Below are 21907 nucleotides of genomic sequence, written 5' to 3'. Positions count from 1 at the left end.
CGGCCGGGCCGTGATCCGTCGGTAAGCCGAGTCCCGGACCTCCTCGAACCGGTCGAGGCCAGTTCTTCGGGGCCCATGATGACGAAGTCTGAACCCTCTCACGGGACGGCGAAGACGATCTTTCCTTGGGCTTGGTGGGAGCGGAGCCGTGTGGCAGCCTCGGCGGCGGTGTCGAAGGAGAGGGTCCTGTCCACGAGGGGGCGTACGCGTCCGTCGGCGACGGCGGGCAGCAGATCCCGGCCGGCGGCTGCGATGACAGCGCCGAGTTCCGCGGCGCGGGTGAAGCCGAAGGACACTCCGTGCAGGCGCAGGTGGCGGTAGGACAGGGCGTCGAGGTCGATGGTGGAGGCAGCCTGGCCGAGGCGGCCGATGTTGACCACCGCGCCGTCCACCTTGGTGGCCGGCAGGCAGGCGGCGAAGGTCTGGCCGCCGACGTGATCCAGGGCCAGGCAGACGCCTTCGCCGGCGGTCGCGTCGAGTACTGACCGGGTGAGGTCCTGTTCACCGGTGATGACGACGGTGTCGGCTCCGGCCTGCTTGAGCAGGTCGTGCTTGGCAGCGCTGCGGGTGGTGGCGATGATCCTGCCGGCGTTGAGGGCGCGGGCGATCTGAAGGCCGATGAGGCCGATGCTGGAGGTGGCGCCAGTGATCAGCACTGACTGGCCGGGGCGGAATCCGCCGGTCGTGAGGGCGCCGTGCTCGGTGAGCAGTCCGGTGGGCAGCGCGCTGGCTTCGGAATAGCCGAGCCCGTCAGGGATGGGCAGGACGTGCCGGTGGTCGGCCAGTACGTACTGGGCGAAGGCCGCGGGGGCCGTGCCCATCACATGACGGCCCACGGTGGCGGTGCCGACGCCGTCGCCGACTGCTGAGACTTGACCGGCGAACTCGTAGCCGGCCCGGTATTCCTTGCCGCTACCGCCCGTGCTGGGGTCGGCGGCGGCAAGCATGACGGCGTCGGTGTTGTTCAGCGCCACCGCGTGTGTACGCACCACGATCTGACCGGGGCCCGGCTCGGGGACGGCTACCTGGCGGGGGGCCCAGTGGGGTCCGGTGCCGCCGAAGAGGGCGGTCATCGTGGTGGTCATGGTCGGGTGCTCCTTCGCCGGCGCGGCTGAGGTCAGTGACTGTTGCGGGTACGGGGGGCCTGGTACTGGGCGTCGGTGACGTGCTCCAGCCAGGTGGTCTCCGGGCGGTCGTCGTCCGGTGCGGTGCCGTCCCACAGCGCGAGGTGCTGCATGAAGCGGCTTTCGGCGGCACCGTGCCAGTGCTCTTCTCCTGGCGGGCAGGTGACGGTCTCGCCGGGCTGGGCGGCGTGGACGGTGCCGTCGCGAGTACCGATCAGGGCGATACCTGCGACGACGTGCAGGGTCTGCCCGACGGCGTGGTGGTGCCAGGCGGTACGGGCGCCGGGGGCGAAGCGCACCATGTTGGCGCGGATGCGGGAGGGCTCGGTGCCGGCGTGGATGACGTCGAACCAGACGTCCCCGTTGAACCAGTTCTCGGGACCCCTACCGGTGGGCTGCGGCGTGACGAATTCCATGACGTGCTCCTTGGTGTGCATCGGGTGCTGGATCAGCGGGCGTCGGTGTGGGCGAGGCCGCTGCCCAGCGCGCGGGAGGCAGTGGCCTGCGCGGTGATCTCCTGGCCCTTGGCTTCGGCGGTGGGGATGGCGTCGTCGCCTGCGACGAAGCGCAGCGGCGGATCGTCCAGGCCGATGACCTTCAGCAGGGCGTCGGCGAGCCTGGCCGGGTCGCCGGCCTGCTGACCGTTCATCGACTGCCACATCGCCTTGGTGGTCCTGGTGCGCTCGGCGTAGTCGTCGATGGACAGCTCCGCCCAGCTGGTGGAGGCGTCCACGAGCAGCTCGGTACGGAAGAAGCCGGGCTCGACGATGGTGGTGCGGATGCCGTACGGCTCGACGTCGTAGCGCAGGGACTCCATCCAGCCCTCGACGGCGAACTTGGAGGCGGCATAGGCGACGCAGAACTCCTGGCCGGCCAGCCCGGCGATCGAGGAGATCGTGACGATGTGCCCGGAGCTCTGGGCGCGCATGACGGGCAGGACGGCGCGGGTGATGTTCATCGGGCCGAACAGGTTCGTCTCGATCTGGGCCCGCATCTGGGCGTCGGAGATCTCCTCGAAGTACCCGGCCTGGAAGGCGGCGGCGTTGTTGATCAGTACGTCGATACGGCCGAACTGGGTCACGGCGGCGTCGAGGGCCGCTTGGGCGGCGTCGGCACTGGTGATGTCCAGGGCGGTGACCAGGAGGTTTCCCTGCTCGCCGCCGAGGGCGTCAAGCACGTTCGCGGGGCGGCGGCCGGTGGCGACGACCTGGTGGCCGGCGGCCAGGGCCTGGCGGGCGATGTCGGTTCCCAGGCCGCGCCCGGCACCGGTGACGAAGATGACCTTGCTCATGAGAAAGCGTGCTCCTGTGTAAAGGGGGGTGTCAGTGGTCCTGGGGGGCGTCGGCGGACGCCAGGACAGCCTTCAGCTGGCCGGCGGCGCCCATGGCGTTGGGCCAGCCGGCGTAGAACGCCAGGTGGGTGAAGGCCTCGGCCAGCTCATCCTTGGTCACCCCGTTCTCCAGGGCCAGCCTGAGGTGGAAGCCGAGCTGGTCGGTGCGATACAGGGCGATCAGTGCGGTAACGGTGACCAGGCTGCGATCCCGCGGGGAGAGCCCTTCGCGCTCCCAGACGTCGCCGAAAAGCACCTGGTCGGTGAGGCCGGCGAGCTTGGGGGCGGCGTCGCCGATGGCCTGCTGTGCTGCGGACTTCTTTTCGGACACGATGCTCTTTCCTTCCCATGCCCTGGCTGGCGGAATTCCAGGTTGGCACTTCTGCGCGCGCACGTGCAGAGGAGAATTTGTTCCTGGGAAGGAAGCATCCTGGGAAGAATCCTTCCCCCTCACGCCGCGCCCGTCCGCTGCCAGACTGGGGGCATGAGTCCGACACCGCATTTGAACGAGCTGGGCGAGTTCCTCAAGGCCCGCCGGGCCGAGCTGAGCCCCCGCGCCGCGGGCCTGCCCGACAGCGGCGGGCCGCGCCGCGTCTCCGGGCTGCGCAGGGAAGAGGTCGCTCAGCTCGCGGTGATCTCCACGGACTACTACACCCGCCTGGAGCAGGGCCGGCTGCCTCCATCGGCGCCGGTGCTGGAGGCGGTGGCCCAGGCCCTGCGTCTGGACGACGACCAGCGACGCTACCTCTTCGGCCTGGCTGGGAAAGAGACGGCAAAGCCGCGCCGCCGGGCCCGACAGAAGGTCCAGCCGCAGCTACGCAGGGTCCTGGACGACCTCACCGCCACGCCCGCCATCGTGATGGGCCGCCGGATGGACGTCATCGCCTGGAACCCCCTCGCGGCGGCCCTCATCACCGACTTTGCCACTGTCACGGAAAAGCACCGGAATTATGTGCGCATTCTCTTCATCGACCCGAAAATGCGCACCCTGTATGCCGACTGGAAAAGCGTTGCCCGTACCGCCGTTGCGCAATTGCGGATGGAGGCGGCGAAGTACCCGGACGATCCCCGCCTCACCGCTCTGGTCGGCGAACTGTCCGTTCAGGACGAGGACTTCCGCCAGTGGTGGGCCGCACACCATGTCGCCACTCTCAGTGTGGGAACGAAGGTCCTCAACCACCCCATCGCCGGCGAGCTCTCCTTGGACTGGGACACGCTCACCGCCAGCACCGACCCCGACCAGCAACTCGTCGTATGGACTGCCGAAGTGGGCTCCTCCACCTACGACGGACTGCGCATCCTCGCCTCGTGGGCGGCCGACCAGCACCGCACCACCGCAGAACCCGCCGGCTGAACTCCATGTGTGGTCATTTGCGGCAGGGCTGCTGACCCAAGGCCTTCCGGGCGGGCGCAGGACGTTCCGTCGGCCGCCGCGCGGTCATCTCGAGCAGGAGCAGGAGCAGGAGCAGGAGCAGGAGCAGGAGCAGGAGCAGGAGCAGGAGCAGAAGCAGGAGCAGGAGCAGAAGCAGGAGCACGCCGGGGGTTTCCGGCTCGGCGGCGCCGACACGCGGCGATCAGCACGAAGTGCCGTCGTCGGAGTGCACTCGGTCGGGTAGGCCCGGTCGGCACGGTCCCCGCATCCCAGCGAGGCCGTCGAGCTGACCGCCCGTGGCACGTGAGTGCTTGTCAGGGAGGCGTGAGATGTGTTGTCGTGGACGCGATCACGTGCGCGGACGAGGGGACTTCGATGACCGGCGGTACCGGGCAACTGCTGGCCATCAGCGACCTGCACATCAGTTATCCCGAGAACCGGGCCCTGGTGGAGCAGATGGTGCCCGGCTCCGATGACGACTGGCTGCTCGTGGCCGGGGACGTCGCGGAGACGGTGGACGACATCGGATGGGCCCTCAGAACCCTGTCGAGCCGCTTTCGCAAGGTTGTCTGGGCTCCCGGCAACCACGAACTGTGGACGCACCCGACGGATGCCGTCACCCTCCGCGGCGCCGCCCGCTACGAGCACCTCGTCGAGATGTGCCGCGAGCTGGGCGTGAGCACTCCCGAGGACCCCTATCCGGTCTGGAACGGTCCCACCGGCCCAGTCGCCGTCGCACCGCTGTTCCTGCTGTACGACTACAGCTTCCTGCCGGCCGGCTGCTCCACCAAGGCCGAAGGGCTCGCCTACGCAAACAAGACCGGCGTCATCTGCAGCGACGAGTACCTGCTGCACCCCGACCCCTACCCGAGCCGTGAGGCCTGGTGCCGGGACCGGGTGGCCGAGACCGAGCGCCGGCTGACGGCGCTCGACGAGGACCTGCCCACGGTCCTCGTCAACCACTATCCGTTGGATCGACACCCCACAGACATCCTGCGGTACCCCGAGTTCGCCATGTGGTGCGGCACCCGGCTGACCGCCGACTGGCACCACAGATTCAGGGTGACCGCCATGGTCTACGGCCATCTCCACATCCCCCGGACCACCTGGCACGAAGGCGTCCGCTTCGAAGAGGTGTCGGTGGGATATCCCCGTGAGTGGCGCGCCCGCCCGGGGGCGCCCGGCAGACTGCGCCGCATTCTGCCGACCGCAGGAGACAGCCAGTGATCGAGGAAGTACTCCCGGACTCGGTGGTGGCCGTGGAGAGCCGAGGGGACGACGAGGCCTGCCACGCCGCGCTCCACCCCGAGGAAGAGGTGGTGGTGGCGAGGGCGGTGGAAAAGCGCCGCCGTGAGTTCACCGCGGTGCGTGCCTGCGCCCGCCGGGCCATGGCGAGGCTCGGCGTCCCGCCGCAGCCCATCCTGCCGGGTGAGCGCGGCGCCCCGCGCTGGCCGGAGGGCCTGCGCGGAAGCATGACCCACTGCGACGGATACCGCGCCGCCGCCCTCGTCCGCGCAACCGACCTGGCCTCCCTCGGCATCGACGCCGAACCGCACGGTCCGCTTCCGGACGGCGTCCTGAATTCCGTGGCGCTCCCGGCCGAGCGGGAGCGGCTGGCCGTGCTTGCCGCCGGGCAGCCCGCCGTCCACTGGGACCGGCTGCTGTTCAGCGCGAAGGAGTGCGTCTACAAGGCATGGTTCCCGCTGACCGGCAAATGGCTGGACTTCGAGGACGCGGACATCGGGTTTCACCAGGACCCCGGAACGTCGCCGCAGGGCCGCTTTCGCGCCGAACTGCTCGTCCCGGGACCGCTGGTCGGAGGACGACGGATAGGGATCTTCGAGGGGCGGTGGATAATCCGCCACGGCCTGGTCGTCACTGCGCTCACGGTTCCGCACCCCTGAGAGTGCTTTCCCTCGCGCTGGGGCGGGCCGTGGACGATGCCGGGCGGCGGGCCACTTCACCACCGCTGCCGAACTCGCGGCCAGGTCACACAGGGCCGTGATCGAGGGCCGCCGGAATACCGGCACGCGGTTCGTCTCGCTGGCCCGAGGTGCTGATCAGCGACGATCCAGGCTGTCTGCCGCTGCCCGCGGACGGTGCGACGCACTGCTCCAGGTGATCAACCAGCGGCCCAACTGCCAGCCTGGCCATGACGATTCGGCTTGCCTTGCGGCCGGAAGTCAGGGCTGACTGCTGATCTGTTGAGAGAGCCCCTCGAAGAATTCCTGAAGACTGGCCGCAGCGAGATCGAACTGATCGAACCACGAGGCGGTGGTCGACCTCCAGACCCGCCCGGAGCCTGCCAGCGCGAACAGATGGCCACCGCCGTCGCTGGCGAAGACCAGGGCAGGCTCTTCCCCGTCGATCCGGACGGTCCCGTACTCGCGGAAGTGGTCCGCGACCAGCGAGGCCGGATGGACGAAGTAGCCGTTCTCGACATCGGACAGGGAGACCTCGTCGATCACCCAGTACATAGTCGTCAGGTCCGAGGCAATCGGCGTCAGCTCCACGAGCGCGGCGGTGGCCTGATGGCTCGCCTCCGTGGCGAGCACGACCACGTTGTTGCCAGGTTCGAAGCCATACCGTGACTGAAACGGCTGCATGAGCCTCGCGAGCGCCGCATCCGTCTGTTCACACCAGCTGCGAAGCCACTCGGCATCAAGCCGTTCGTGAGCCACGGACACTCCCTGTCGCCTCCACCGAGACCCGCCCACGCGAGTTCGGAAGAAACTACAGGACCACTCACTCAGATCTGGTCAGAGCCTTGAAGTTCCCCAGGTGACGCTCGGAGGAGGACCAGACTGCTCGCCCTGGTTCCTCGCACGCGTGCCCGGTGCAAAGGGGCGAGTCGTAGGGTGGCTGGATGGCTGCCCCCAGCGGGACCTTTCGGGTCGATGCGCTGCAGAACCTCTTGACCGACGTCTGCGCCTCGCCGGTCGCCGTAGACCGCCTGGAGCGACTGGATCCGTGGGCCGTAGCCCGGGTCTGGCTCCAAAGTACTTCCGCGCTTCCGCGCTCCGTCGTCGTCAAGTGGATACCGGACGGGTATCGCGAGGCTCGTTCTGCTCCATGGCGGCTGCGTAACGAGCTGGCCGCGCTCCAGTTCCTCAGCGAGGATGTCGGGATCAACCTCGCGCCTCGCGTCATCGCCGCCGACACCGTTGCCCGATTCCTCGTCTTGGAAGACCTCGCTCCCCGCGTCTCCCTGGACCAACTGCTTCGACGGGACGGAGCGGCAACGCACGGCGACCGACTGACCGCGTTCGCCCGCGCCCGCGGTGAGCTCAGTGCGGCCACTGCGGGGAGGGCCGAGACCTACTACACCCGCCGGGCCGAGCTGGGACCGATTGATGCTGCGGCCGATCGGGGAGGACGGCTCTCCCCTCTCCGGGCGGCAGCGATCGAGCACGCCTCGTCGCTCGGTGTACCCCTGGACACCCGATCGGCGCACGAACTCTCCTCAGCCTTGGAGGAGTTGGCTGGTCCAGGCCCCTTCGTTGCCCTGAGTAACGGGGACGCGGAAGTCAACAACATCCTGCTCCACGCCTCCGGCCCGGCCGAGGCCCGCCTCATCGACTTCGAATTCGCCGGCTACACGCACGCGCTGACCGATGCCGTGTGCCTCTACGTGCCCGGCCCGGCCTGGCTGGCAGTGGGCAATCCGACTGCCACAGGCCTCGCCGACCAGTACCGCTGCGCTCTGGCCCGCGGCATCCCGGCGGCCGAGGACGACCGGCGATATGGAGACGGCCTCGCCGCTGCCTGCGTGTCCTGGATGCTGGTCCGTCTGCAGAGATTCGCCCTGCTCGACACCCGCTCGCCAGGTGACCACAGCCGACTCCAGCTCATCGCCACGCTGGAAGCAGCCGCCCGCACCGCCCAGACCTACAGGACTATGCCCCATCTCACCTCCTGGATCAGCCGTATCGCCGCTGAGCTACGCCACCGATGGCCCGACGCGGACCAGGACTTCGCCGACTCGGCAAGGTTCCCGCCCTACCGGGCCCGGCACTGAACCCGAGCGTCCACCTCACCGCTAACCGCGCACGAGCTCGTAGGGCGTGTTGCTAAAGCCTTGCTGCACGCGTGAGCGCCCGGAAGACTGCGGCGATCCCTGAATCCGCCCCGCACAGCCGGGAGACGCCGATCAGGTCTGGCCCTTGTCCCGCGACTTCGCGAGGTTGTTCGCTCCAGAACGCGGAGCGTTCGACGTGACATGGCAGAGGCTCGGAGAGGCGCCCGGCACGCTGGTCGCTGTCGCCGAGTCGGGTCGCAAGGTCGTGGGCTACCTGCTGGCCAACTGCCACCTGTCGTGGCGATGCCACGCTTGCGTGGCCAGGCCCGGTTCGCGTTGGACGGGTAGCCCTTGTCCGCGAGCAGGCGGTCCGGGCGCTTGCTCGCGGACGCCCCGTCGCACCGGCGACGCGTATCTCGTCGAGCGTGTCGGGCAGCATGGTTGTGTCCGCGGCCAGGCCGCCGGTAAGGATGAACGCCAGTACCCGTCCCTAAGGGCTGTCCCGCAATTCCTGGCGGGCGCGCGACGACAGCTACGGCACCTCGCGGCGTTGTCGGAACGCCCGAATACATCCAGTATTCGGGCGTCCCTCCGCCTTGCGATGCACCGCATCTGACGCCGCGCGCTGATCCACCAGGAATTGCAGGACAGCCCTTAGCCGTCCGCGACCAGGTACGACTTGGCCGTCAGTCCGCCGCGGGAGCGGCCGATCGCGTGATCAGCGGGTTCATCACCGAACTTCTTGTAGGTCGACCTCGCCCTTGTGTCCCGTGGCAGGGTCGCGCCGCGCTGATGGACGCGCACGATCGTGGAGTCGATCGACGCGACCCACTCGACGTCGCCGCCCCGGTGGGCCATCTCCTGGACCCCTGCTCGAGCACCCGCGCCCACACCCCAGCCTTCGACCACCGGTCGAAGTTCTTGTAGATCGTGTTCCAGTTCCCGAACCGCTCCGGCAGATCCCGCCACGGCGCCCCGGTGCGGAACCGCCACGCCGCCGCCTCGACGACCGTGCGTCGATCGACAGGCGGGCGGCCCCTGGCCTTCACGCCCGGGAACAACGGCCCGAGCACGGCCGACGTCTCATCCGAGATCACGTCACGCGATACGAGCACAAGGCTGCGCCCGACGAATTCGAAGACCCTCCAGCAACACGCTCCAAGGCTGACCGAGACTCGTTGCCCGCGCGCACCACGAGGCGTCTACTGGTCAGAAGGGATCGGTGAACGAGATGGGCTTGCCGGTGGCGTGGGCGTATGCGATCTCCCTGCTCGTGGACTCGCCGATATACCCGCCTGGGTTGACGACCAGAACCCTGTCAGCCAGGTCGATCTTGCGCAGGTGGAGGGCGTCCAGCGCGGTCTTCTGCTCGTTGGTGATCAACTCGTCTGCTTCGTGATCCTCGGCGCGCAGGAAGACGCCTGGCGCGACGACGATGACACCTGCGAAGGTCAGATCACGGTTCGCCGCGCTCATCTCGTCCACGAACCGGGTGGAGCCGCAGATGCAGACAATCTCAGGTCGGTCGGGCACGGCTCAGTCCTTCGGGTCGAACGGGAAACCGTCAGCGCGCGCGTAGCCATCACAGACGGGCATACGAGCCAACAGTTTACGTAGCGAGATGGACACCACGCGGCTGCACCGTCGCAGGCGGGAGGCGTGGCCCGTGCTGGGAATGATGCTGCTCGAGAGTTCTACACGTTCGACGGCCGGATCCTGGAGGTCTTCGGCAGCTATCCGAAGCGGTTCCACATCCGGAACATGGACCTGCGGGTCACGGGCCCCTGCGACGCCGGGGCTTCGGGCGAACCGGCGACGATCTCGACGGTCCGCCTCCCCTTCCGGTCGGCGCTGCTCGCGGCCGGCCGGGAGAACGGTCCGGCCGCGATCCTGGGGCACACATGGCACCACTCTGCCGAGGAATGGCAGCGGGCACAGGGCCTGGAAGCCCTGCTGGAAGCGGTACGGGCGGGTATCGCGTCGGCCCGGGAGCACGGAGCCCAAGGGGTTTCCCGCAACTGCGGTTGAGGACGGCCACAGCCGTGTCAGGCGCTGCCGGGGAGAGGAGCCGAACGGGGCTGAGGAGCGCGCACGGGGGTGTTGGACCCGGCTGGGCGTCTGCCGCTCACCTAACACCAGTCGATCCATCCACCGGTTGATCCATGATTCCTGGCTGCCCGCGACCGAAGGGAAGCACAGACCTTCCCGTTGGCCGCTCTTTGCTCGCACTTGGCTTCGACGTCGACCCGACCGTGCAGTGGGAAGTTGACGCCCTGGAACCGACGGAACCGCAGCGGCTGGTCCTCGGTGACGCCGCCGGGCGAAGGGTCGCCGAGCTGGGGGCGGGCGCAGGCCATCAGGCCGCCGGTGTTGCCGGGCATCCGGCACGGCCTTCTCCGCCCCACATTCCTTGGCAAAGCTGAAGAGTCAGGCTGCTCCCGTACAGAGCGCACGGCCTTGCATGGTCTCGAAGTCAGCAGCCGGTCATCGGGGACGTGCTCGTCGCTGTCGGCGACCAGGACCGTGCGCGCCAGTCGCCGGTCCCTGGCCTGCATCGCCTTGAAGATCGCCGGGAAGAACGGGTTGGAGATGTCCGGGTCGATCAGCCCGGGCGTCCCCGTGTCGCCGCCCCGCAGGCTGCGCGCCGCCGGGTTGGGGGAGTGGCACGGCTCGGCCGCCGCGCCGAGGACGCGCTGCCGGGTTGTCGTCCGGGTCTGTCGGGTGCGTTGGACGCACGGAACACCGCCGACACCGAGACGCCCGCGGCGCTCGCCTCCTCCCGAATCGTGGCTGCCACGCGCGGCCTCCTCGTCGTCCTGAGCCGGGGGCACCGGCCGGCCCGCATCCTGGATCCTGCCAATGCGGTTGATGCTTGCGAACGTTCCCAGGGCATGTCAAGGCGTGCGGCAGGGCCACTTCACCGAATAAATCCTTCTGGATGCACGGGTCTTGCGGTTCGGCTCGACTGCTGTCGATGATGTGCCTCCAGAACATCACTGAATTTGCGGGAACGTTTTCATCAAGGAGTGGCATGGCTTTCGCAGGGCAGCAAGCAGCTGATCGGGGCCCAACTGAAGTCCCTCGGCGGCTTCGTGGGCAGGCATCGCCCGTTCGCTGAACCGCGGTGTCACGCCCATGCTGTTGGCACGGCGACCCGCACACCTTGACATCGGGACACTCGCATCACCGTCCCCGGCGGGCCCGCAGCCCGCTTCTACGCACTGAGTACGATCTCCGACTCCAGGAAATGAGGCGAGTTCCGTCGTGTTGTTCAGAGGACCCGCGAGGCCGGTCGAAATCGGTCTGGCCGGCATAGCGTTCATGGGCGTGTTGGTAGGTGCGTCAGCGACGCCGGCCGGTGGTCAGGAACGCGCGAAGCTGCAGGTGACGGCCGTATCGTCGCGGCCGGGCACGGTTTCGGGAGGTGACGCCCTGATACGTGTCGAGGTGCCCGCAGCCATCGCCGCCGACACGGTCCGGGTCGAGCTGGAAGGCCGGGACGTGACCTCGAGCTTCCGGCCGTCCGGTGATGCGCTGATGGGCGTGGTGAAGGAGCTGTCCAAGGGCGACAACAGGCTCACGGCCAGGGCTCAGGGCGCGGACACCGGACAACTGACCCTGAAGAACCACCCCATCACCGGGCCGGTGTTCGCCGGTCCGCAGGAGCAGCCCTTCATCTGTGACACCGCCGAGTTCAAGACGGTGACCGGCGGCACGCTCGGGCAGCCGATCGACAAGGACTGCTCGGTCAGGACCCGCGTCGACTACATGTATCGCACCACGGCCGGCAAGTTCGTTCCGTTGCCCGATGAGAACGTCCGCCCCGCAGACCTGGCGACCGCCACGACGAGCATGGGCAAGGCGGTGCCGTACATCGTCCGAGTCGAGACCGGCACCATCAACCGCGGCATCTACGAGACGGCCGTGCTGCACGACCCGAAATCCGGTGCACCCGACCCGCTGCAGCGTGGACCGGGCTGGAACGGGCGCCTCGTGTACGGCTTCGGCGGGGGCTGTTCCAGCGGCTGGTACGTCCAGGGCCGCAACACCGTCGGCATCATGAATGACACGTACCTGAGCAAGGGCTACGGCGTCGCATCGTCCACGCTGAACGTCTTCGGCAACAACTGCAACGATCTGCTGGCCGCCGAGACCACCAGCATGGTCAAGGAACGCTTCGTGGAGACGTACGGCGACCCGGCCTTCACCATCGGAAACGGCTGCTCCGGCGGCTCGTACCAGACCCACCAGATCGCGGACAACTACCCGGGCCTGCTGGACGGCATCCTCTCCGGCTGCAGTTTCCCCGACGTCGGCTTCGGGACGATACAGACCCTCAGTGACGCCCAGCTCCTGAACCACTACTTCAGGGAAGTCGCGCCGGACGCATTCACCAAGGAGCAGCAGAAGGCGGTCTCCGGGTTCGGTAAGTGGGAGAGCATCGGCAGCCTGGCCCGGGCCGGCGGCCGAATCGACCCCACGGTGTTCTGCCCGCCCCAACTGCCCGAGGAGCAGCGCTACGACCCCGTAACCAATCCGAATGGTGCCCGCTGTGACGTCTACAGCCACACCGTGAACGTCTACGGCAAGGAACCGGAAACCGGGAAGGTGCGCAGGCCGCTCGACAACACCGGAATCCAGTACGGACTCGAGGCTCTGGACAAGGGGGTCATCGACATGGACCAGTTCATCGACCTGAACCGGCGCATAGGCGGCCTGGACGATGATGCCAAGCCCGCCGCGGAGCGCACCGTAGCCGATCCCCGTGCGGTACGGACGGCCTACCGCACGGGCCGCATGCTGAACGGCGGTGGCGGCCTCGCCGACGTTCCGATCATTGACTACCGTGACTACACGGACGATGCGTCGGCCGGCGACATGCACATGCGGTTCCACTCCTTCTCCACTCGGGCGCGCCTGGACAAGGCCAACGGCACCCACGCGAATCAGGTCATGCTCACCCGCGCGAACGGCCACGGGTTCACTCTCGCCGGGATGTTGTCCGACATGGACCAGTGGCTCACCGGCATCAAGGGAGACTCCGGCGCCGACGCCCCCATCGAGAAGATCGTCCGTCACCAGCCGCAGGGTCTCACGGACGCCTGCTGGACCCGTGGCATCGGCGCGAAGAAGATCACGGAGCCCCAGGTCGAGGGCATCGACAACACCGAGTGCAACACCCTCTACCCGGTGTGGACATCACCGCGGATGGTCGCGGGAGCCGATGTGGCCAACGACATCGTCAAGTGCCGCAAGCGTTCCGTGATCCGTTCCGACTACCGCGGGCCAGTGACCGACGGCCAGTTCAACGATCTGAAGGCGATCTTCCGGGACGGTGTCTGCGATTGGTCCAAGCCTGGGGTGGGCCAGCAGGGCCTTGCCGGTACATGGCTCTCCTTCGACCGGAAGTGACAGGATCGCGGCAGGCGAGCCCGAACTGAGGCACTCGCGCATGTGCGGGCATCGCCAGTCACGGCAGAGGCGCCCAGCCTTCGCATCCGGCTGCTCGGGGGGCCACAGGACCCCTGAGGCGCGCCCCAGGACCTGCGCCGCGTTCACGAAGGCGACCTGTGGCGAGGTCAGCCTGTCAGTCGTCCGTACCCGGCGCCGGTACTGGCCGGCCAGTACCGGCGCTGACCAATTCGGATCACAGCCTGACGACGTTGCAGGGGCCGTGTCCGACGGGATAGCGGCGCACGGTCCGTATACGCGGGCCCGGGACCGCTCCTCGTGGGCGCCCCCAGGACGGGGCTCACACGGTGAGGTGCCGCTTCGCGCCGGATCCGTCGGCAGCGGCCCCGGGGATGGTGCCGTGCTGCTCTTCCTCGGGGCGGCCCTGCTTGGGCAGCAGGTAGGTGATCGCGAGGAACGCCACCAGCAGACACGCCTGGACGATCAGCGCGTGCTGGAAGCCCCTGGTGAAGTCACCGGTCTCGGCCCGGGCGAAGAACACCGAGCCGAAGACCGCGACGCCGATGGAGCCGCCGACCGCCTGGACCGCCGTCAGCACACCGGAGGCGGATCCGATCTCGTCGTCGTCGACTGCGGCGAGGATGAAGCTGAACAGGGCGGCGATCACCATGCCTGCGCCGACGCCCGCCACCGCAGTGCCGGGCACGATGTCCCGGATCGAGAACGAGCCGGTGTCGAGGCCGTCGAGCTCGAGCCACAGCACGGCCGCGCCGGCCAGCTGGACCAGCGGTCCGATCTGCAGCACCTTGCGGCCGATCCTGTCCGCGAGGAACGCGCCGCTGACAGCACCGCCGATCGCGGTTCCCACCGCGAGCGGCAGGTTGGCGAGTCCTGCGTCACCGGCGGTGAACTCCTGGCCGATCTGGAGGAACAGGGTCAGCACGAGCTGCGTGCCGATCAGCCCGCCGAAGAACAGGGCGATGCCGCCGAGCCCGACACTGAAGGCCGGCTTGCGCAACAGGCCCGGCGTCACCAGCGCCTCACGGCCCGCGGTGGCCGTTCGGCGCTGTTGGACGGCGAACAGGACGAAACCGATCACCGAGGCGGCCATGCACAGCCACGTCCACAGCGGCCAGTTGTCCTCCTGCCCCTGGTTCAGAGGCAGTACCAGCAGCGCGCAGGACACCACCACCAGGGCCGCGCCGGCCATGTCGACCCGCACCGTGCGGTCGCCCGCCTTGTTGGGTACGCACTTCGCGGCGACGACCAGCGCCGCGATTCCGATGGGCAGGTTGATCAGGAACACCGACCGCCGGCCCAGGCCGAAGAAGTCGCCCTCGATGAGGAAGCCGCCCAGGACCGGGCCGATGATGCCGCCCAGGCCGAGGACGGGTCCGAAGATCGCGAAGACCTTGGTGAGTTCGGGGCCGGAGAAGTTCGCCGGGGACGCGCGCCGTGGTGGGCCACGGGTCCACAGGGCCCAGCATCCAGGTGCTCTGCCGACGGTCGTCACCCGGTCGCAGCCACGCAAGCCTCCTGGCCGGTGGCGATCGCCATGAACGATGCACGCGACGATATGGTCTTGGTCCCACTCGCTCCCGGGATCGCGGACGCGGCGGCCGGCTGGACCGCTCGTGCTGGTTCAGCAGGTCCTCCACCTGGAAGGAGGACAGGTTCTCGCCGCGCAGGAGGATCCGGTCACCGAGCCGCCGGCGAAGTCGGACACGCCGTGGGGCTGGAGCACCACGGCGTCACCGGTGTGAAACCAGAGGTTGCGTCACGCAGCGATCGTGGTCTCGGGCTTGCTCAGGCCGGCCGGATCGGAAGAGCTGATCCGGCCGGCCCCGGCCCGGCGCGCCGCCGCCGGTGCCGTCAGTCGCTGTAGACGCCGACCTCCCGGAGCGAGTAGCCCCACTTGGTGCCGCGCTCCAGGCCGTGGATTCGTACGTAGCGGGCCTGAGCCCGGGCGAACCACGCTGTGTCCAGGCCGCCGTCACCGGCGGTCGTGGACCATGCCGTCTGCCAGCTCTCGCCGTCCTGCGACAGCTCGATCCGGTACGACTTCGCGTATGCCTCCTCCCAGTCGAGGGTGACGCGCTTGACCGGCTTCGCGGATCCGAGGTCGATCTTCAGCCACTCGTCGTTCTTCCACTCGCTGGCCCAGCGGGTGCCCTTGTCTCCGTCCACGGCCTGGCCGGGAGCGAAGTTGACGGCCGGGTTCCACCACTGGGACGTGGACGCCGAGGCGGCCGCACCCGAGGCCAGATTCGCCCCGGACTGGTGCTTCTCGGCGTTCCCCCAGGTGCGCAGGTAGGACTCGGCACCCGCGAAGAGGTCGTCCACGACCTTCTGGCCGCCGACGATGCGGATGTCCTCGATCCAGTCCGGGACCACGCCGTAGTGCGCCGCGCCGTCGGTGTTGAAGTCCCACGTGCGCTCGCCGGTGGTCTGCTTGTCGATCACCGAGCCGCCGTCCGTGCTGCGGAAGGGGTACTTCACCGGGTTGGGGGTGTCCCCGCCCCGCGGGGCCGGCCAGCCGCCGACGCCGTTCATGTCGGTGCCGTAGCCGTAGCCGACCTGGTACTTCTCGCGCAGCGCGTCCGTGCGGTCGGCCTCCGAACTGAACGCCGCGGAGCCGCTCATGTACTGGGCGGCGAACCCGCCGAGCTTGTAGAGCCGCTCGGTCCACCCCAGGTCCATCCAGCTGTGCGACGAGATGACGCCCGGGTACGACTCGGACTCGAGGACGTCAAAGGCCTGACCTGCGGCCTTGACGCTCATGTGGTCGACCTCCAGCATCATGTGGCGCTTCATCATCCCGCGCACCGCGTACTCACCCAGGCTGGTCAGCCCGCGGGTGTTGCACTGCGCGTCCGAGGCGTACGAGGGGACGGCCACCCCGCTCGGCAGCAGCTTCTGCGCCTCCGCCGCCACCGCGTTGCCGATGGGGTTGTCGTGCTGCGGACCGCGGCAGGTCTCCGTCTTCCAGAAGGTGCCGGTCGACAGGAACTGGCCCACGTTGATCGCCGTACCGAGGGCGCCGGAGTCGTAGCGCACCCCGCACAGGGCGTTGTCGAACTTGTGGCACAGGAACATGCTGCTCACGCCCAGTTCGTGCAGCTCGTCCAGGCCGCGGTCGATGTCCTCCTTGCTGCACTGCGCGATGTCCAGGATCTGCTTGCAGCCGAACGGCTCGGACGTCTCCACCCCCAGGACGACAGCCAGCTTGCCCTGCTCGATGACCTCGCGGGCCTGCGCACTGCTGGTGACGATCCGGAACCAGCCCTTGCCCGGGCCGCCGTACATCTTGTCGATGAAGGCCTGCATGTCGTACGACTTCTTCGCCTCAAGACGGATGGCGGTCATCTCGTCACAGCTGCGGTCCTTGAAGAAGTAGACCGAGCAGATCACTCCGTTGGTGACCAGGTCGTTGACCAGCACCCGCTGGCCGCCTCGCCAGGCCCGCTCGATCTCGGCGTAGTAGTTCTGCTGGTGGGTCAGCGAGTCGTGGGCGGGCCAGTCCTTGAAGGTGGGCCACCCATCGGGGTCGTGCCTGCCGTCGCCGCCCTTGGTGACGAAGTCGAAGACCGCGAGCGAGCCGTCGGGGTAGTGCTCGGGGCAGTCCTTGAGCGCATCGGCGACGCCCTGCTCCGAGAACGGCTTGCCGCAGATAAGCCGGCCGCCGAAGCCCTCGTTGGCCATGATGTGGTCGTGGGCGTCGACGAAGCCTCTCACGCGGCCCTGGGAGTCGGTGCCCTTGAAGGGCTCGCCCGTGACGTTGATCTGCGCGTCGGGCGCGGGCCGCGCGGTCGGGTTCCACCACCCGGGGTCGGGCTCCGCCGCGGAGGTGGGCATCGGGCCGAGTACCAGCGACATCACGGCGATGAGCAGTGACACCACCGTGAGGGATCTGATTCTGCGGCGTGGAGGTTGAGCCATGGTCATCACTCACTTCGATTGGCATGCTCATTCAAGTTACTGACGGGTTATCAGAATCGCGACCACTGTCGGCGGAGTCAACGGTCCGGGCAGGTAAACATGAGAAATTCTCATCTTTGGTGAACCCGTGTTCGGATGCGGCCAGTTGCGCGTTGCACGAGTGCCGAGAGTCGAATGACCGGACGGCCGGACAGGCCTGCCCGGCCATTCGTCAGGCCACGCTGCGGATGCGGTTGACGAGGAGACCGCCGATGAGGATGACCATGGCCGCGGTGGCGTAGAGGCCGGTGTAGCCGCCGAGGTGGGTGATGATCGGCGAGGCGAGGGCGGGGGCGAGGACCTGCGGGCCGGAGTTGGCGATATTGATGACACCGAGGTCCTTGGCGCGGTCGGCGGCCTCGGGCAGCACCTGGGTGACCAGGGCCTGGTCGACGGCGAGGTAGATGCCGTATCCCGCGCCGAGGACGGCCGCGGCGGCGACGGCGGACGGCCAGGTGTGCAGCAGGGAGAGCAGTACTGCCGCCGCGGCCATGACCAGCGAACAGAGGACGACGAATACCTTGCGGCGTCCAATGCGGTCGGACAGGACGCCGGCGGGGACGGCCGTGAGTGCGGCGCAGAGGGTGTAGACCACCGTGAGGATCAGTACGCCGGTACCGGGGTCGCCGTAGTGGACGGCGTCGGCGAGGAAGTAGAACAGGTAGAGGGTGCCGAGGGCGTTGCCGAGGTTGATCAGGAACCGGGTGAGCCAGGCCCAGCCGAAGTCGGGGTGCTGCTGGGGACTCACCCAGAGCGAGCGGGCGAAGGCGCGGGCATCGAAGGCGGGACGCAGCGCCCGGGGCAGAGGTGGCTCGGAGTGGCGCAGCACGAAAGGGAGGGCGAGTGCGACGGTGAGCACGGCGAGGGTGACGTAGCCGGAGCGGACTCCGGTGATCAACAGGGTGGTGATCAGCGCGCCGAGGACGAGGCCCACAGACTGCATGAGGCCGGTCCAGCCGGAGACCTGAGCGCGTTGGGTGAGCGGCACACGGTCGGCGATCGGGGTGGTGACCCCGGCCAGCATCGCGTTGAGCCCTGCCTGCGCGAGGCACCAGCCGACGGCGACCCCGGCCACGGTGTGCTGGGTGGCGGTGACCGACAACCCCACTGCCCCGGCGAGGGCGCCGCCGAGAATCCAGGGCCGTCGGCGGCCGAACCGGCTCGTGGTGCGGTCCGACCATGCGCCGGCGAGAGGGTTGGCAAGCACCGCGACGAGTGCGCCGAGACCGGTGACGAGCGAGAGCGCATCGTTCTTGTCGTGCGGGTCGATGTCCTCCAGCTGGAGTGGCAGCAGGATCTGGATGGGGGTCATGAATGCCATGAAGACAGCCAGCGTGGCCAGTGAGAGGTTCACCGTCCACTCGGTCCTGACCGGAGCGGTGGGCTCGGCGAAGACGGCGGCGTCGTCCGCAGTGAAGGCGTGGGACATGGCGGCTCCGTCGCTCAGGACCGCTGGGAGGCGATCAGGTCGCGGTACCACTCGAAGCTCGCCCTGGGCGTGCGGCGCCGGGTGGTGAAGTCGACCTCGACCAGACCGAAGCGCTGGTGATAGCCCTCGGCCCACTCGAAGTTGTCGAGCAGCGACCAGGTGAAGTAGCCGCGCACGTCCACCCCGTGGGACACGGCGCGAGCAATCGCGGTGATGTGTCCGGCGAGGTACTCGATGCGCGCCCGGTCGTGCAGCCCGGCCGGCTGCGAGCAGCCGTTCTCGGTGATCCACACCGGTGGAAGGCCGTCGCCGTAGCGGGCCTTGAGGCCGGTGAGCAGCTCCGTGAGGCCGTCGGGCACCACCGGCCAGCCGAACGCGGTTCGCTCGTACGGCTCCGTGGGCTCGGCCAGGTCGAAGGGCAGCGCGGCGGCAGGATCGGCCGGGGCGGTGACCCAGGTGGGGTTGTAGTAGTTGACGCCCAGACCGTCCAGGGGTGCGGCGATCGTGGCGAGATCGCCGTCGCGCACCACTCCTCCCCAGCTCGGGTCCGTCATGCCGTAGGCCGACAGGTCGGGATAACTCCCCAGCAGCAGCGGGTCGTTGAAGAGCCGGTTGTGCAGGACGTCGTAGGCGGAGGCCGCGGCCACGTCCTCGTCCTGCCGGGCGTCCTGCCGCAGACGGACGGGCGTGCAGTTGTTGGCGATAAGTATCTGCCCACCTGGAACGGTGGCTCGCAGCGCCGCGGTCGCGAGGCCATGGCCGAGCAGTTGGTGATGTGCGACGGGCAGCGCGTCCAGCATCAGTGCACGGCCTGGGGCGTGGACGCCGAAGCCGTAGCCGAAAGACATGTGAACGAAGGGCTCGTTCAGGGTGATCCACCGCTTGACCCGGTCGCCCAGCCGTTCCCCGACCACAGCCGCGTACTCGGCGAACCGATGGGCGGTCCCGCGGTTCAGCCATCCGCCCTCGTCCTCCAGGGCCTGCGGCAGGTCCCAGTGGAACAGTGTGGGCGTGGGCTCGATCCCGGCGTCGAGCAGCGCGTCGACCAGGCGGTCGTAGAAGTCCAGCCCTCGCGGCTCGACCTTGCCCGCGCCGGTGGGCAGGATGCGAGGCCAGGAGACCGAGAAGCGGTACGCGTCGAGCCCGAGCCGGCGCATCAGCGTGACGTCCTCGTCGAACCTGTGATGGTGGTCGCAGGCGATGTCGCCGGTGTGGCCGTCGCGTACAACCCCGGGGCGCCGTACGAAGGTGTCCCAGATGGACGCTCCCTTGCCGTCCTCGTCGGCGGCGCCCTCGATCTGGTACGCGGCGGTCGAGGCGCCCCAGGCGAAGCCGGCCGGGAGCCGGGGGAGTCGGGTGGCATCGGTGGGGCTCGTCGTCACTGGCGCCTGCCTTCATGGGTGATGCGCGAGGCGCCCAGTTTCGGCCGCCCGCGCGCGGATCCGGGATTCCGCCGACGGGCTCCAACGCGCCCCAACGGCAGCTTGGGGGGCGGCTGTTCGCGACCGGGGCACGCCGTCCAAGGTGGGCCGCACCATAACATGAACATTCGTTCATGTTCTATGGGTCGGGCCTGGCCACGACATGGTCCGCGGAGAGAGGAGAGGCACGGCTCGGGCAGGAGCAGCGTGGGTCGGGACGGCCGGCGGCCAGGTCGAAAACCGCGGTCCGCGGCGGTGTACCTCGGACGGTGGAAGACCTCGTGGCCGGCTTGGCCGGCCCCCGGAGTCAGCCCCGTCACGGGACCTCGGGTGGCCGGGCCCGGCGGGCACGACTTGCCGGGTGCAGGGCCTGGCCGGGAAGATTCCCGCGTCACGACGCCCGGAATGCGGGCCGGTCAACTGCGGTCCCGGTCGGCCCGACAGCCCGTGCCCGAGGCCCGGCGAGCTGCTGAACGCCTCGGCTCACCCTTCCGCGGCCGTCAGCCTGCCGCGCAGGTCCTCCCAGTAGGCGTTCAGCATCCGCTTGAGCTCGTCCACGGTTTCCAGGTCCGGCTCGCTGTCGCTCTTGAACACTTCGTGCAGCACGGCGTTGGCGGCCCACACCACCATCCGCGTTGCCCGCTGCGCCCGGTGACCGCCGGGCCCGTCGGTCAGCTGCTCCACGATGCGCTGCAGCCCTTCGGCGATGTACGCGTTGCTCGCCTCGTCGGCCCGTGCGAGCTCGGGACTGAGGTGCCGCCCGGCCCAGAGAGCCATGCCGCCCGCCTGGGACCGGAAGAGCTCGGCGTAGACGCCGACCATCATGCCGACCGGGTCGGACAGTTCGCCCTTGACCGTACGCTCGACGAGTTCGTCGATGGCGGCCTTGAAGACATCGAGGTAACGCTGGCCCAGCGCGTCCACGACGGCGCTCTTGTCCGCGTAGAACTGGTAAATGCTGCCAACCGGCGTGCCCGCCCCCTCGGCGATCCGCCGCATCGTCAGGGCCTCGTACCCCTCCTGAGACAGGATCCGGTCGGCCGCGGCGAGGATGGCCTTGACCCGGGCCCGGCTGCGTGCCTGCTGAGGCTCCCTCCGCAGCCGCGCCCGCGACGGCGGCTGCGACGTCCCTGCTTCCGTCACCACGTGCCCCCGGTCGTCCGATGTCGCGAACGTAGCACGCGGCCACGGGGCGGGGGCCGGTCATGCTGCGCCCCCGCTCCATGGGCGACTGCAAGCCTCCTGAGTGTTCGGATACCGGGCCGGTCCAGCTGAGCCGTCGAGCGGGTTGGTCTCATCCGGGCCTGCCCGGCGACGGGGGGTGCGGTGGTGATGCTGCAAAGGCGGCTGCGACACCCCTCGAGGTCGCTCAGGGACAGGGGCGCATTGATGCCGGGCGGCAACACCGTAGCCAGTTCCCACGTCCTGGCGAGGACAGGGCGGTGAGGCCGAGGTCGACCGCGCGGCGCATGTAGAGGAAACTGCGGACCGCGAGCGCGGACAGAACCCGGATGCGGGCGGCGCGGGGGTCGCCCTGCGTGCAGTCGCGGATCGCGTCCTCGTCGAGCTGCGCCCAGCACGGGAAGGAAGTCCTGTAGTCCGCGCGGAGCCTGGGCCGGACGACCAGGAGCAGCAGCACGGCGGCCGCGCAAAAGGCAAGAACTGCCGTCGAGCCGAACACCTTGGCCGGCAGCGGCAGATTCTTGTCCTCGAGGACGCCAGGCCAGCCAGGACGGCGCAGTTGAAGGCGGGCGGTAAGGACGACTTGCCGTCCGTGCGGCTGGAAGCGCGCGGGTTCGCGGATTCCTGAACGGGGAGCGTGA

22 protein-coding genes and 1 pseudogene are annotated in these 21907 nt (G+C 68.9%); 7 read left to right on the top strand and 16 right to left on the bottom strand.

Going from position 1 to position 21907, the window contains the following annotated elements; translation table 11 throughout:
* Nucleotides 1-98 precede the first annotated feature (98 nt).
* From SH922_RS00805 to SH922_RS00790, 4 genes are read right to left on the bottom strand one after another with little or no spacing between them, the layout of a single operon-like run.
* Entirely contained in the window at nucleotides 99-1085 is a 987-nt protein-coding gene (locus tag SH922_RS00805) for a zinc-binding alcohol dehydrogenase family protein (protein WP_393053320.1), read from the bottom strand.
* 32 nt (nucleotides 1086-1117) lie between these two features.
* Complete coding sequence (locus SH922_RS00800; RefSeq protein ID WP_393053317.1) at nucleotides 1118-1540, bottom strand: cupin domain-containing protein; 423 nt, start codon at nucleotides 1538-1540, stop codon at nucleotides 1118-1120.
* Nucleotides 1541-1572: 32 nt separating this feature from the next.
* Nucleotides 1573-2415, bottom strand: a complete 843-nt coding sequence (locus SH922_RS00795; RefSeq protein WP_393053314.1) for an SDR family oxidoreductase — start codon at nucleotides 2413-2415, stop codon at nucleotides 1573-1575.
* 31 nt (nucleotides 2416-2446) lie between these two features.
* Entirely contained in the window at nucleotides 2447-2785 is a 339-nt protein-coding gene (locus tag SH922_RS00790) for a carboxymuconolactone decarboxylase family protein (RefSeq protein WP_393053311.1), read from the bottom strand.
* Nucleotides 2786-2938: 153 nt separating this feature from the next.
* Here SH922_RS00790 and SH922_RS00785 point away from each other — a divergent pair, with 153 nt between their 5' ends.
* Nucleotides 2939-3808 (top strand): helix-turn-helix domain-containing protein, encoded by an 870-nt coding sequence (locus tag SH922_RS00785; protein ID WP_393053308.1) that lies wholly within the window; start codon nucleotides 2939-2941, stop codon nucleotides 3806-3808.
* Nucleotides 3809-3821: 13 nt separating this feature from the next.
* Here the strand turns inward: SH922_RS00785 and SH922_RS00780 are convergent, their stop codons facing one another.
* Nucleotides 3822-3989: a hypothetical protein gene (locus tag SH922_RS00780; RefSeq protein ID WP_393053305.1), complete on the bottom strand. Its 168-nt coding sequence runs from the start codon at nucleotides 3987-3989 to the stop codon at nucleotides 3822-3824.
* A gap of 212 nt (nucleotides 3990-4201) precedes the next feature.
* On the opposite strand from SH922_RS00780, the gene SH922_RS00775 reads away from it, so the two are divergent.
* Together SH922_RS00775 and SH922_RS00770 are read left to right on the top strand one after the other, a co-directional pair.
* A complete protein-coding gene (locus tag SH922_RS00775) occupies nucleotides 4202-5053 on the top strand; it encodes a metallophosphoesterase family protein (protein ID WP_393053302.1) in 852 nt (283 codons plus the stop codon).
* Nucleotides 5050-5730, top strand: coding sequence for a 4'-phosphopantetheinyl transferase (locus SH922_RS00770; RefSeq protein WP_393053299.1), 681 nt, complete (start codon nucleotides 5050-5052; stop codon nucleotides 5728-5730). Before SH922_RS00775 ends, SH922_RS00770 begins: the two co-directional genes overlap by 4 nt.
* 279 nt (nucleotides 5731-6009) lie before the next feature.
* Here SH922_RS00770 and SH922_RS00765 read toward each other — a convergent pair whose 3' ends face one another.
* A complete protein-coding gene (locus tag SH922_RS00765; protein ID WP_393053296.1) occupies nucleotides 6010-6507 on the bottom strand; it encodes a hypothetical protein in 498 nt (165 codons plus the stop codon).
* A gap of 185 nt (nucleotides 6508-6692) precedes the next feature.
* Between SH922_RS00765 and SH922_RS00760 the strand changes: the two genes are divergently transcribed.
* Complete coding sequence (locus SH922_RS00760; RefSeq protein WP_393053293.1) at nucleotides 6693-7844, top strand: phosphotransferase; 1152 nt, start codon at nucleotides 6693-6695, stop codon at nucleotides 7842-7844.
* 654 nt (nucleotides 7845-8498) lie between these two features.
* Here the strand turns inward: SH922_RS00760 and SH922_RS00755 are convergent.
* From SH922_RS00755 to SH922_RS00745, 3 genes and pseudogenes are all read right to left on the bottom strand, one after another.
* A complete protein-coding gene (locus SH922_RS00755) occupies nucleotides 8499-8702 on the bottom strand; it encodes a hypothetical protein (protein WP_393063831.1) in 204 nt (67 codons plus the stop codon).
* 32 nt (nucleotides 8703-8734) lie between these two features.
* Nucleotides 8735-8941: pseudogene (locus SH922_RS00750) on the bottom strand (transposase); the annotation flags it as partial.
* 112 nt (nucleotides 8942-9053) lie between these two features.
* Entirely contained in the window at nucleotides 9054-9377 is a 324-nt protein-coding gene (locus SH922_RS00745) for a hypothetical protein (RefSeq protein ID WP_384270134.1), read from the bottom strand.
* Nucleotides 9378-9503: 126 nt separating this feature from the next.
* Between SH922_RS00745 and SH922_RS00740 the strand changes: the two genes are divergently transcribed.
* The gene (locus SH922_RS00740; protein WP_393053291.1) at nucleotides 9504-9872 is read left to right on the top strand and encodes a hypothetical protein; all 369 of its coding nucleotides are present in this window, start codon (nucleotides 9504-9506) and stop codon (nucleotides 9870-9872) included.
* Nucleotides 9873-9973: 101 nt separating this feature from the next.
* On the opposite strand, the gene SH922_RS00735 is transcribed toward SH922_RS00740, so the two are convergent.
* The gene (locus SH922_RS00735) at nucleotides 9974-10675 is read right to left on the bottom strand and encodes a hypothetical protein (protein WP_393053288.1); all 702 of its coding nucleotides are present in this window, start codon (nucleotides 10673-10675) and stop codon (nucleotides 9974-9976) included.
* Nucleotides 10676-11165: 490 nt separating this feature from the next.
* Here SH922_RS00735 and SH922_RS00730 point away from each other — a divergent pair, with 490 nt between their 5' ends.
* Nucleotides 11166-13256, top strand: coding sequence for a DUF6351 family protein (locus SH922_RS00730; RefSeq protein ID WP_393053286.1), 2091 nt, complete (start codon nucleotides 11166-11168; stop codon nucleotides 13254-13256).
* Nucleotides 13257-13596: 340 nt separating this feature from the next.
* On the opposite strand, the gene SH922_RS00725 is transcribed toward SH922_RS00730, so the two are convergent.
* Nucleotides 13597-14733, bottom strand: a complete 1137-nt coding sequence (locus SH922_RS00725; RefSeq protein WP_393063427.1) for an MFS transporter — start codon at nucleotides 14731-14733, stop codon at nucleotides 13597-13599.
* Between the two features lie 157 nt (nucleotides 14734-14890).
* Here SH922_RS00725 and SH922_RS00720 point away from each other — a divergent pair, with 157 nt between their 5' ends.
* A complete protein-coding gene (locus SH922_RS00720) occupies nucleotides 14891-15019 on the top strand; it encodes a hypothetical protein (protein WP_393053283.1) in 129 nt (42 codons plus the stop codon).
* Between the two features lie 109 nt (nucleotides 15020-15128).
* On the opposite strand, the gene SH922_RS00715 is transcribed toward SH922_RS00720, so the two are convergent.
* The 5 genes from SH922_RS00715 to SH922_RS00695 form a co-directional block, all read right to left on the bottom strand.
* Entirely contained in the window at nucleotides 15129-17201 is a 2073-nt protein-coding gene (locus tag SH922_RS00715; protein WP_393053280.1) for a discoidin domain-containing protein, read from the bottom strand.
* Between the two features lie 205 nt (nucleotides 17202-17406).
* A complete protein-coding gene (locus tag SH922_RS00710) occupies nucleotides 17407-18663 on the bottom strand; it encodes an MFS transporter (RefSeq protein ID WP_393053277.1) in 1257 nt (418 codons plus the stop codon).
* 14 nt (nucleotides 18664-18677) lie between these two features.
* Nucleotides 18678-20045, bottom strand: coding sequence for a GH1 family beta-glucosidase (locus SH922_RS00705; RefSeq protein WP_393053274.1), 1368 nt, complete (start codon nucleotides 20043-20045; stop codon nucleotides 18678-18680).
* Between the two features lie 522 nt (nucleotides 20046-20567).
* Entirely contained in the window at nucleotides 20568-21227 is a 660-nt protein-coding gene (locus tag SH922_RS00700; protein ID WP_393053271.1) for a TetR/AcrR family transcriptional regulator, read from the bottom strand.
* A 226-nt stretch (nucleotides 21228-21453) separates the two neighbouring features.
* Nucleotides 21454-21723: a hypothetical protein gene (locus tag SH922_RS00695; RefSeq protein ID WP_393053268.1), complete on the bottom strand. Its 270-nt coding sequence runs from the start codon at nucleotides 21721-21723 to the stop codon at nucleotides 21454-21456.
* Between the last annotated feature and the right edge of the window lie 184 nt (nucleotides 21724-21907).

The organism is Streptomyces sp. LN549 (assembly GCF_043203805.1).
In the GTDB taxonomy this organism is placed as follows: domain Bacteria; phylum Actinomycetota; class Actinomycetes; order Streptomycetales; family Streptomycetaceae; genus Streptomyces.
Note: the sequence above shows the minus strand (reverse complement) of the source record. Positions and strands in the feature narration are given on the sequence as shown.